This is a genomic window from Pollutibacter soli (genome assembly GCA_029269725.1).
GTDB classification, from domain to species: Bacteria; Bacteroidota; Bacteroidia; order Chitinophagales; family Chitinophagaceae; genus Pollutibacter; species Pollutibacter soli.
Genome location: JARJHS010000001.1, coordinates 882,988 through 895,064, shown reverse-complemented (window position 1 = coordinate 895,064; position 12,077 = coordinate 882,988). Strand labels below are relative to the sequence as shown.

The 12,077-nt window shown below is 42.5% G+C and carries 8 protein-coding genes and 1 other RNA gene; 5 read left to right on the top strand and 4 right to left on the bottom strand.

Translation table 11 applies throughout. The features are described from left to right. Positions 1-77 precede the first annotated feature (77 nt). Entirely contained in the window at positions 78-767 is a 690-nt protein-coding gene (truB, locus tag P2W82_RS03675; RefSeq protein ID WP_336514484.1) for a tRNA pseudouridine(55) synthase TruB, read from the top strand. A 156-nt stretch (positions 768-923) separates the two neighbouring features. Here truB and P2W82_RS03670 read toward each other — a convergent pair whose 3' ends face one another. Next, entirely contained in the window at positions 924-3,314 is a 2,391-nt protein-coding gene (locus tag P2W82_RS03670) for a BamA/TamA family outer membrane protein (RefSeq protein WP_336514483.1), read from the bottom strand. 31 nt (positions 3,315-3,345) lie between these two features. Between P2W82_RS03670 and P2W82_RS03665 the strand changes: the two genes are divergently transcribed. After that, positions 3,346-4,092, top strand: a complete 747-nt coding sequence (locus P2W82_RS03665; protein ID WP_336514482.1) for a TrmH family RNA methyltransferase — start codon at positions 3,346-3,348, stop codon at positions 4,090-4,092. A gap of 6 nt (positions 4,093-4,098) precedes the next feature. Here P2W82_RS03665 and P2W82_RS03660 read toward each other — a convergent pair whose 3' ends face one another. Next, positions 4,099-5,331 (bottom strand): ABC transporter permease, encoded by a 1,233-nt coding sequence (locus P2W82_RS03660; RefSeq protein ID WP_336514481.1) that lies wholly within the window; start codon positions 5,329-5,331, stop codon positions 4,099-4,101. 76 nt (positions 5,332-5,407) lie between these two features. Between P2W82_RS03660 and P2W82_RS03655 the strand changes: the two genes are divergently transcribed. The 3 genes from P2W82_RS03655 (at position 5,408) to fsa (ending at position 7,941) form a co-directional block, all read left to right on the top strand. Further along, positions 5,408-6,697: a type IX secretion system plug protein gene (locus P2W82_RS03655; RefSeq protein ID WP_336514480.1), complete on the top strand. Its 1,290-nt coding sequence runs from the start codon at positions 5,408-5,410 to the stop codon at positions 6,695-6,697. Between the two features lie 441 nt (positions 6,698-7,138). Then, positions 7,139-7,237, top strand: an RNA gene (gene ffs, locus P2W82_RS03650) — signal recognition particle sRNA small type. Positions 7,238-7,290: 53 nt separating this feature from the next. Continuing rightward, positions 7,291-7,941 carry a fructose-6-phosphate aldolase gene (fsa, locus tag P2W82_RS03645; RefSeq protein WP_336514479.1) on the top strand — a complete coding sequence of 217 codons (651 nt, stop codon included), beginning with the start codon at positions 7,291-7,293 and terminating at the stop codon, positions 7,939-7,941. Between the two features lie 374 nt (positions 7,942-8,315). Here fsa and P2W82_RS03640 read toward each other — a convergent pair whose 3' ends face one another. After that, on the bottom strand, positions 8,316-11,042 hold the full coding sequence (locus P2W82_RS03640; RefSeq protein WP_336514478.1) for an OmpA family protein: 2,727 nt from the start codon (positions 11,040-11,042) through the stop codon (positions 8,316-8,318). Between the two features lie 24 nt (positions 11,043-11,066). Next, entirely contained in the window at positions 11,067-12,065 is a 999-nt protein-coding gene (locus P2W82_RS03635; RefSeq protein WP_336514477.1) for a PorP/SprF family type IX secretion system membrane protein, read from the bottom strand. Positions 12,066-12,077: the final 12 nt, after the last annotated feature.

Here is a 12,077-nt window from a genome sequence, read left to right as displayed (position 1 = left end):
AAAAAATGAAGTGCAAAATTATAAAGCAAAAGGCAGTAAAAAAAGATTGACGGGTTACATTTGCAGAAATTCCCGAATTGACACTCCCACCATGGCAGTTGCCCTATGCTGAGGGCCAGATGTTGCTGATCGATAAACCGATGCGCTGGACCTCATTTGATGTTGTGAAAAAGATCAGGATCCTGACAGGAATCTCAAAAATCGGTCATGCAGGAACCCTAGATCCCTTAGCCACCGGGCTTCTTATCGTTTGCACAGGTAAATTCACTAAAAAGATCAATGAATATATGGCACAGGAGAAGGAATACACCGGGAGGATTATCCTGGGGGCCACAACACCTACCTACGACCTTGAATCGGAACCCGAGAATTTCAAATCCCTGGAAGGAATCACAGAAGAGGCCATTCATTCGGCTACAAAAAAATTCCTGGGTACGATCGAGCAGGTGCCGCCTATTCATTCTGCGATAAAAAAAGAAGGTAAGCCAGCATACCTGATGGCAAGGAAAGGCCAGGATGTGAAACTGGAACCTCGAAAAATAACCATTTCCGGGTTTGAGATCACGAAGATTGATCTTCCTGTGGTGGAATTCAAAGTAACGTGCTCCACGGGAACGTATATCCGAAGTCTTGCTTTTGATTTCGGAAATGAACTCGGCTGCGGAGGCTATCTGGGCGGCCTGGTGAGAACAAGGATAGGAGGGTATAAACTCGAAAATGCACAAAGTCTTACCGATTTCGAAGCCAATCTGAAGCTGAGGCAATAGTAAGGAGGAAAAAGGCAAAAGTGAACAGCCAGAAGATAGTTTTATGATTTCAACTGCCAGCTTGCTTTTGATATTTCTGAGGTGATTTTAAACCTGATGGTGCAACGTTCTACGTTTAACGTTTTACGTTAAACATTTTAAATTCGGCCACCGGCCTTAGAATGGATATCCAATCGCAAACTGCAGTGTCGGCCGGTTCCATCGCCCTGGGATGAACCAGCCATAAACTTTGTCGGAGTAGAACTTTTCGGCGTTGGCACTCCCCGTATTATAGGGCCCGTATCGCGAGTCCTTGATCGGGAAACCAAGATCAAATCGCAATAGAAAATATTTGAAGTCCATACGAACGCCGAAACCTGCGTCCATACATAGGTCTTTATAAAAACGACTAAAATTCAATTCGGCTCTTGGCAGACCACCATTCAGGTTTTTGCGGTACCAGATATTTCCAACATCAGCAAATACAGCACCATTGAACCAGAATCCAAACAACTGGAACATCGCGAATCGATATTCGACATTTCCCTCCATTTGAACGTCAGCATATTTATCACTGAAATTTCCATTTGCGACAGTATCGTAAAATATATTCGACCCGATACCGAGTTTACGGATCTGCCATCCCCGCATACTGTTAGGCCCGCCTCCAAAATAGCTTTTGAAGAAGGGTAGTGTTACGTCATCTGTGCGGCTTTCCGTTTTGAATGCGATACCATACCCGCCAAAAACACGGAAATGCAGACTCGATTTCTTATATGCAAAAATCAATCGGTAATCTACATCCATCTTTATAAATCGGTAGAGATTACTTAAAGATTTACCCTCTGCAGTCGCATTCTTGAAAATTGCTCCCGCCAATATGCCGGAGGTCTCAGCATAGATACGCAGGAGGTTAATATTCGTTTTGCGGTATGGATTGAAATTCTTGTTCCAGCTCGCATTCGATCCAATAATCAAACCATCGTTATAAGTGTACAATAACAATGGATAGTCCAGTATCGCATCAATAAATAAACTATCCGGACGGAAGCGTGTAAACTCAACATTCACAGGCTTGAAAGTCCAGGTGACACCCGGTTTAGGCTTCCATTCATATGCAAGGAAAGTGTTGATCGTTCTCAGACGATAGTATTGAAACCTGTCGATATAGGAAACATCTGCAGAAATGATGGTTCGCGCATTGCGATCATTCCAGGCGAGCTTCTTTTTGAAGGGCGCAACTACCCAGGGAATGATTAACCTGTTGGTAAGCGTAACTTCTGAAGAAAGAATTTTCGTGAAATCATTAAACTCGATACCTGTGCGCAGATTATTTTCCAGCTGAATGGTTTTGTGCGCAATGTTGCGGTGACGCAACGCGAAGTTTAGCGCCAGTCCGATTCTTCCGGATCCGACCTGTATCAATTGCGAGCTGTTTAATAAACTACTTCCTTCCAGATCCACACTAAAATACTTTTTCTTTTCACGATACAGTAACATCGAGTAATTGATGGTTCGATTGCTGTCAATAACTGTTGAATTGAGGTTGATATTAGACCATGCACCAAGCCTGTTGAAATTGTTTAATGTACGTCCATAGTTTAACAGGGAATACATTTCTCCCGGTCGCAGTTCGATTTGCTTTGATACAAAATGTGAGTTGAAGGTCCGGTGATAGGAGATTACTTTTATTCCATCAAAGTTTCTGACTCGCCCTTTTCCGGACAGGGAATCATTGGATTCCAGATCGGGATAAACGGTAAATTCCCCGACAGAGTACACGTCCATATGTGTGGAATCCCTGATCGCATTAAGCCTTATGAAAATATCTACTTTGGGATCCTGCTTTCTCTGTTCTTCAATTTCAGCAAGGCGCCTCACATATTCAAAAGGGTCGAGTGTCGGATCGATAAGTTCATTATAACTGGTATCAACTTCCGCGATAATGTCATCTCTGCTGAATTTATAATATCCGTTGTTGTGAAAAGTATCAACGATACGACTCAACTCCTGGTCAATCGCACCATATTCAAATGCAGCACCCTGTTTTAGTTTTGAATCCTTTCTGTATTTAAGTACCAGGTTCAGCAAACTTGAATCATAAATATTGTAAACGATTGTATCGATGCGATATAATTTTCCCGGCTCGACAGTATAAGTGACTTTAATCCGTGATTGCTTCTTATGCTTTTTGAGCGTGGTGTCGAAAGTGATCGTACTGTTCCTGTACCCGATACTGCTCATCAGGTTGGTCATATTGACGACAGACTGCTTAATCGCATTACTATCAAACCTGACAGGTTTTGAAATAACAGGAACGGGTATAACCCATGGAAATTTTGGCCAGGGAATTTTGCTAACGGCATTTGTAAGTGCGCTGTCTTCGATCTGGCCTTCAAGGGACCGGCGCATATCCGTTTTTTTATCGCCCTTAACATTACCCTTGATTTTTACGCTATTTTCGAAAATAAACGGAACGCCCGGAGTGGATTTTTTTACAACGGTACATGAAAAAACCGTAACTATCAGGAGCAGGAAAGAAAAGGTCTGGATAATTGGTTGCTTCATGTGCCGGAATGGGGCTTAACATTAAAACCCTATGCTGGTTAAATCAAAAATCAAATATATTCAAAGTTTATCCCATAAAAAATTCAGGGACGAATATGGTGCATTTGTAATTGAAGGGCCAAAAATAGTTGAGGAATTTATTCATCAATCACCTGAACGGGTACTGGAAGTATATAGTTTAGTTAATTGGCTGAAGGAACAGAAAAGTCTGTTAAAAAAGCTCGGAGAAAATCAGGTAATCGAAATTGATCAATCGCAGCTGGAAAGAATTTCGGCTATGCCTGCCCCCAACCAGGTGGTAGCCGTTATTAAGAAAGATAAGGAATTATTTTCTCCTCCGGCTACGGATAAAATAAGCATTGCTCTCGATGGTATTCAGGATCCGGGAAACCTGGGTACCATCATAAGAACTGCCGACTGGTTTGGAATAACGGATATCTATTGCAGCGAAAACAGTGCAGACGTTTATAATAATAAAGTTGTACAGTCCTCTATGGGCAGTTTGTTGCGGGTTAAGGTACATTACCTCGACCTGGTGAAGTTGCTGGGAGAAAACAAAGTACCGGTATTCGCGGCTACGCTTGATGGTAAGGATATCCGGGAAACGATCAGCGGAAAAACCACAGGGCTGATCATTATAGGCAACGAATCTAAAGGGGTCAGAAAAGAATTGCTAAGGCTTGAAGTAACACAGATCCGAATTCCTTCTTTTGGCAATGCTGAATCGCTCAACGCAGCAGTTGCTACGGCGATTATTTTATCCAAAATAAAATTGTGAGATTAATTACCTGAACTGAACCGCTTTGGCCGGGCTGATCTTTCTGCTGATCAACGAAGGAATAAGAAGAACTAGAAAACATACGAAAAAAGTGCCGACGACGACTGCTGCGATCTGCCACCAGATCAACTCTATCGGAGCTTCGCGCATATAGTAAGCCTCTTCATCCAGCTTAATAAAACCGGTTTTCTTTTGAAGAAAACTAATGCCCAGCCCAAGTATCAAACCGCCGATTACGCCAGCAATCGTTATCAAAGATCCGTAGAACATAAAGATCCGCTGAACATTCCAGTCAGTAAATCCAACAGCTTTCAATACACCGATCATTCTTGTTCTTTCTAATACAAGAATAATCAGGCAGGTGATGAGATTGATGAGTGCAACAGTGATCATCACCGCAAGCAATATATACTTGTTTGTATTTTGAAGATTCAACCAGTCAAAAATCTCAGGATAGATTTCCATCATTGTACGGCTGTTCCATCCGATCGGAAGAATCTCGTAAATCTCATTTGAGTTTTCTGCCATACGGGTATAATCCTTCAGGCGAACTTCATATCCTCCGATCTGATCAGAACTCCAATTGTTGAGGCGTTGGATCAAACGAAGATCTCCTAATGCAAATGTTTTGTCGTATACGTCTATCCCGGTTTTGAATAAACCAGTTATTTTAAGTTTACGTGTCCGCGGCTTTTCTTCGCCCGGCTGGATGAAATAGATCAGCAGTTCGTCATTGGTTTTTAACCCCAGCCTGTTGGCTATATATTCTGAAATCACGATCTCCGTAGCATAGGAAGTATCAGAAAATTGCATCCAGCGGCCATGCGTCAGGAACTGATCCAACTCTTCAAAATGATAACCGGAATCAATGCCCTTAAACAAAACACCTTCAATGGACCCGTTGGCGTTGAGAATAGCAGACTTGGTTGCGAAACGCTGAACAAAAGCGACGTTGTTCATTGCCGCAATTTCCTGTTCAATGGTATCATTTTTATTGATAGGACTTTCTTCTGCAATACTCACTTTCAATGGTTCAAAATGCTGAACACGTATATGTCCCCAGAAGCTGAACACTTTTTCGCTCACTACTTTCTGAAAGCCATTGATGAACGCCAGAGATAAGATCATGGCAGCTACGGAAATAAGTGTGGCTGTGATGGCTAAACGAATGATAAACCTTGAAAATGACTTTTCACGATTGAGAGCGATTCTTTTAGCAATAAACAGGGAGGTATTCAAACCTTTGTAATTTTATTTACGCCGGCTAAAGCAGGCATTTGATTTGAAGTAAATTTGTGAAGATAAATGTTTTCTGATGAGAATAATTCTAATATCAGTGCTTATTGCTGTTTCTGTGCCGTCCTTACTGTTAGCCCAGCGGGACCCCGAAAAGATATTTATGTCGAATATTCATACGGTAAAACTCAACGGATTTGGCAACCAGCTTGCTTACCCTATACTGGCTTTAAACAGTGCTGATAAACTGGAACTGAATTTTGATGATCTCGATGCAGACGTCAAATATTACTATTATACATTCGAGCTTCGGAATGCCGACTGGAGCCCGGTACAGATGAGTTTCTTTGATTATGTAAAGGGATTCACACAGGTAAGAATAAATACATACAGGAATTCTTCGATTTCTCTCACCAGGTATACACACTACCAGGCTACTTTACCCGACAGAAATTCTGTTCCGACAAAATCCGGCAACTATGTACTCAAAGTTTTTCTCAACGGAGATACGTCACAACTGGCCTTTACAAAACGAATTCTCATTGTCGATAACAGGCTGCCGGTAGGAGCAACAATTCTTCAGCCTACCAACCAGCAATATTTCTATACACATCATCGGTTACAGGTGCAGGTAAGTACTGCGGGGATGGACATCCGTTACCCGCAACAACAATTGAAATTGTTGATTGTGCAGAATTATCGGTGGGATAACCGGCTGATGATTTCTTCACCTACATTTCTAAGGCCGGACATGGTGCAATACAACAATGAACTGGAAATGGTAATGCCCGCCGGCAAAGAGTGGCGCTGGCTTAACCTGAGAAGTTTCCGGTTACTGGGGGATAGGGTGTCTTCTCAGAAAAATACAGACAGCAGTTATAATCTTTTTGTAAAGGAAGAAATGCCGCGACCAGCTAACCAGTATATGTTTTTTAATGATATCGAAGGTATGTTCATCAGCGAAACAACAGAAAATATCAATCCTTACTGGAACGCCGACTATGCACATGTACATTTCACTTTTCTTCCGCCGAATGGAGTACCGTACCAGGGGAAGGATCTGTATGTATTTGGAGAGATCACCGGTTATGGTAAAAACGAAGGTGCGAAACTGAATTTCAACGAAGAAAGAAAAACATACGAAACCACTTTGTTTCTAAAACAAGGATACTACGACTATATCTATACCCTCAGAGATAAGAACGATGCCTCCGGAGCTTTCAGTTCCGATCTCACCGAAGGAAATGCATGGCAGGCAGAAGATATTTATTATGTCCTCGTATATTATCGCGAACTCGGCGGCAGATATGATCAGTTGTTGGGCTTTGCGAAACTGAATAGTCAGTTTAATCGTCCGGGAGCATTTTGAATTTAGCAGGGAGGCAGAATTTGGCAGGCAGTTTCATTATTTACAAAAACGCCAATGTCTTTTATGGCAATAACCTATCAGAAATATCACAGTAACAACCTCATTTGAAGACGCAAAGCCTGCCCGAAGTTAATCTTTGAGCATCCTTGGAGCCCTGGCTTCTTCCAGGCAAAAAAAGTTATATAACAGCTGACTTAGTAGAAGCAGATATTATCAGGAAATTGATGTTGATTGCTGATAAAATGCAGATTTAATAATTGCAAATTGGTTTTAGTCAAATCTCATTTCTTCAAACAAGACATTGGCTCTGTTTTGAAAATTTCATAATGGATTTTGAAACGGAAGCTGGTTTCTGAACTATTGACTACTAAACTTCTGCCTGCGAACTCCTGTCACTTTACCTGGCTTTATTGTTTGTTTGACTTTCCCTATATTTGCGCCCGGCAGGTCTTACACGACCAGCTCCTGCTGAACTCCCCCAGGGCCGGAAGGCAGCAAGGGTAGGTGGTTGAGCGGTGCGATGTAAATCACCTGCCGTTTTTTTCTTATTTTCCGCTGTAAAACAGCTTTAAATACGCTTCAACCAGTTTGCGATGAAATTTTTTATAGACACTGCGAATCTCGCTCAGATAAAAGAGGCTAATGATCTTGGAATTCTTGATGGTGTTACTACCAATCCATCACTGATGGCTAAGGAAGGCATCAATGGAAAGGACGCCATCTACAAGCACTATAGTGATATTTGCGAGATTGTTGATGGTGATGTAAGTGCTGAAGTTATCTCCACCGATTTCAAGGGCATTGTAGAAGAAGGAAAAGTTCTCGCAGCAATTCATCCAAACATTATCGTTAAGGTACCGATGATCAAAGATGGTGTGAAAGCTATCAAATGGTTTTCTTCCAACGGGATCAAAACGAATTGTACCTTAGTTTTCTCTGCCGGGCAGGCTATACTTGCTGCGAAAGCAGGCGCCACTTATGTTTCACCTTTCGTTGGTCGTATCGACGACAGCGGATGGGATGGAATGGAACTGATCTCCCAAATGTCCCATATCTACACGCTCCACGGATATAAGACAGAAATCCTCGCTGCTTCAATCCGTTCTGCTTTACACATCATCAAAGCCGCCGAAGCCGGAGCTGATGTTTGCACCTGTCCTTTGGATTCCATCCTTGGATTGCTGAAACATCCGCTGACTGATATTGGATTGGCAAAATTCCTGGAAGACGCGAAGAAGTTATAAGATTGAACGTATAAAGTTTAACGTAAAACGTTCAACGTAATACGCCAGCTTAAGCGAAGGATAGCTGTTTCCTTTTTTTTGACCATTGCCTAAGCGGATTCTGGCATTCAACTTTTAGCAGTCCCAAGCTAACCCGAGAGTACCTTTTCCCTTATATTGACATTTCCACTTTCGGATTCTGACGTTCCATCTGTAACGTTCAAGATTAAACTAACCTCATTACAGCTTTTCCATTTTATCAATCATTTCCAAAAGGGAACTCCAGCGTTCTACGTTCAACGTTCCACGTTTCACGTAAATGAAAAAAGGCCGCCCTGATCAGAGGCGGCCTTTGCTAAATTAATATTTAATGCGTTAGAAATTGATGAAAGCTCTTATTCTTTAAGCCATCTGAATTCTACGCGCCTGTTTAACCAACGAGCTTTGCGATCGTCCTTGCCGTTCACAATTTCCTCAGCTACCGGGCAACATTCACCATACGCTTCACCTTCAATTCTTGCCCTGTCTACTCCTTTTTTAACCAAATAATTTATACATGATTTCACACGCTCATCTGCAAGCTGCAGGTTATAAGCAGCAGATCCTTTCGAATCAGTATAACCATTCACTAATAACCGCAACGAAGGAGATTCGAGCATCAGTTGTGCTAATGTATCGAGGCTCCGGTAATAGCTGCTGTTAATAACTGCTTTGTCAAACGAATAATGTACTGTCGTTGCAAACTCACTGGCGTCGTAATTCAAAAGTCTTCTTTCCACCGGATTTCCTGTTTTCCGCCTTTCCCTCGAAGTCATCTCACGTTCACTTTCATCCCGGTCCGGAGATTTTCGGCTCCCCTTAACCGATAGCTCGTCTGATGTTCTTTGCAACGCATTCTGCCCTGCACTGTTATCTACAAAAGGCGGAATGGCCGATTCACTCCTCACGATTCTGAACTCCACACGCCTGTTCATAAATCTTCCTCTCGGATCATCAAGTCCATTTCTTGTTTCTGAAGCAATTGGCAGTGTTTCACCATATGAGGTGCCGGTAACACGATCTGCATCAATGCCTTTATTCACAATATACTGTACAACTGCCTGCACCCGGTCCTGGCCTAAAAGCCCGTTGAACTCATTGGTGCCCAGACCGTCGGTATGGCCACCCATTTCTATTTTTAATGAAGGATATCTTTCCATGATACTAACTATTGAATCTAAATAAGGATAATATTTTTCTTTGATGTCTGATTTTCTGAAGTCAAAATGGATCATCTGTCTGTTGATGTCTCCAATGAACTTGTCTAAATCGGGGTCATGAATCGGCGGAGGTTTTCCGACGTCAGGGTCATGATCGGGTGGTGGTTTTCCTACATCCGGATCATGAATTTCCCCGTTTGTTGAATCAGGCGGATCCGTTCCGGTTAAATCCACGTCTGGATTTTTCCGCGTTTCCGTTAAAAACATCGTGTCAACCGTTAAGCTGTCGCGACCTGTTTTTATCCCGATGTTATACTCACCGGTTACAGAATCAAAACCAGGATTGTTCGCTTCAATCTGAATCTTCTTTGTGTCAGTCAGATCAAAATGATAGTGCCCGTCTTTGTCTGTAATGGCAATTGTTTCTTCGCCGTTTTCTTTTCCTACATCTTTTAATGTGATGGTAGCACCAGGGATCGGATGCCCGGTTACCCGGTCAATTACAATACCGGTAATGTGCTGTTCATTGTCTCTGTTGAAAGCGAATACTTCCAGGCAACAATCAGATCCGCGGTCAGAACTGAACCAACCATTTTTCCACAACTCATCGTCGTCAGTACTGATAAAATACATATCATCTTTCGGAGAATTGACGGGACTTCCAGGGTTGACTACTGACTGCCACTGACTTGCCGGAATTTCTCCCTGCGCAGCATATATATCGAATCCACCCATTCCTGTGCGTCCATTACTTGAAAACACCAGGTTCTGTGTATTCTGATGATAGTATGGTGACATGTCATCACCACTGGTATTAATTGACTTTCCAAAATTAATTGCTTCCGTAGCAGACAAACTGCTATCGAGAGGAGCGTACCAGATGTCGTAGTTACCTGATCCACCTGGTCTGTTCGATGAGAACAGCATGTATTTTTTATCGGGAGTTATAAAAGGCTGGGTGCTGTTAAACCCGGGGAGATTGAAAGGTGCTCCTAATTTTTCAGGCTTGCTCCATCCACTTGCGGTTTTGTCACTGCGGTACAGATCGGAAATTCTCTTTCCTTTCTTGTCCGTCCACCGGGTAAAGAACATGGTACGACCTTCATTAGTAAATGTGGCGAGGCCTTCATGATAACCTTTCTGGGATTGGATCTGAAGCATTTGCATGCTATCCATAATTGTTCTGCTTTCAACAGAACTGTACAACCTCGCGAAATAGGCATATTTTCCTTTTCTCATGGCTGCACTATCTACATAGATGGAAGTAAAAGCTACCGCTTTCGCACCGGGTACAACAAGCGCATAAGCAGATTTATTCTTCTCATTAATTTCAGGACGGACGAACACATTCACAGTTTGATTTTCCTCCTGGCCCTTGATGAACTGAAGGTTACTCAGTTCCAGTTTTGCACTTTCTTTCCATTCATCTTCATTAGGATATGTTTCAACAAAAGTGGTTAGGACGTGGAATGCTTCTTCAAATTTCTGATTCGTTCTGAGTGTTACACCATACCAATATTCAGCGAGTGGGTTGTGATCAGGAAGTGCAATTACTTCTTTATACCATTTTTCTGCCTGGTTAAAATCATGTGTTAAGCGATGACTTTCTGCGAGGTAAAAAAGTGCTTCCTGGCGGGTAACATTTTTTGTACTCGCTTTTTCTTTTCCTCTTTTGCTCACCGCAAATGGATCGGTGACAGCGGGTGGTGGCTCTTCCGCTGATAAATATTTTTCATACAGCTGAGCTGCTTCAAAATACTTTTTGTCATTAAAGTATTTCTCGGCTTGCGCATAGGTGCTGTTGGTAGGCATCACCTGCGCATGGGTTGTAAAGCAGATAAATCCAAATGCAATCAACAGCAATTTTTTTTGCCACCTCCTGTTGATTGTTTTGTTTTTACAGCGTATGAAAAAAGGGTGCATAGAATATTGGTTAGATCGCGATTATTAGAAACGAGGGCAATAGAAGGGCTTGGTCTCAGGAACATCATTACCACGCCATCCCGTAAACGAAAGTGAGACTTCCATACTGTTTCGGCCGGTACTGTTAACGTTTTTATCTAATGAACTTACATCGTAACTAAGGCCTACAGTCAGTCCCTTGTGATAAAAACCTGCAAAAGGTGAGAATGCATCATTCAAACGCACATTCGCTCCAAACATTATATCCGTAGTTGGACTTGCTGATAGCTGGATATATGCACCGAGCATCTTTTCCTGTGCATTTCCCTGTCTCATATACAATGCATTGGGTACGATATCAAACATCTCGTTCACATTGATCCGCGCACCTGCATGTATGCTGTGCCGTATGGGAAGTCTTTGTTTTCCATCATTAGATAGATAAGGATCCTGTGGCCGGGTGAGATGAAATGCAGAGTAGCCTCCAAAGAAGTGTACTCGTTTATTCGGCGATCCGTCATAGTATACAAGCCCTGCCCCTGCATCAAATGCTGTTGCTGCCGATGTATAAAATATCTCACCTGAATTTGCTGCGGGGTTGTATCCCACACCAGCCGTCCACTGATCACCAAACTGCAAAGCATTGATATTAAAACGGCGGTCCAGTACGCCAGCCTGTAAAGCCATAACGATGTGATGATCGCCAAACTGAACTCCGGTATATGCAGCAGTTATATATCCATTGGTAAACTTATAGGCTTTACCAGCCGAATACTGATGGAGAAGGTTGACACCAAAATTGATATTTTTATCGGTTACCACTTCACCTGCTACACCCATCGTCGTCAGTGTATTTCCATACTGACTGCGCCATATAGCAGATGCACGATATGTACCGTCAACCGCGCCCGTCAGAGCCGGATTTAATGTCATCGGCTGAATAAAATACTGCGAGAAATGTGGATCTATCTGGGCCTTTACCACACGTGGTACCAGGGCTGTAAACAGCCAGGCAGCAACAATGACGGGGATCCGGGTTTTCATATTGAATATTTT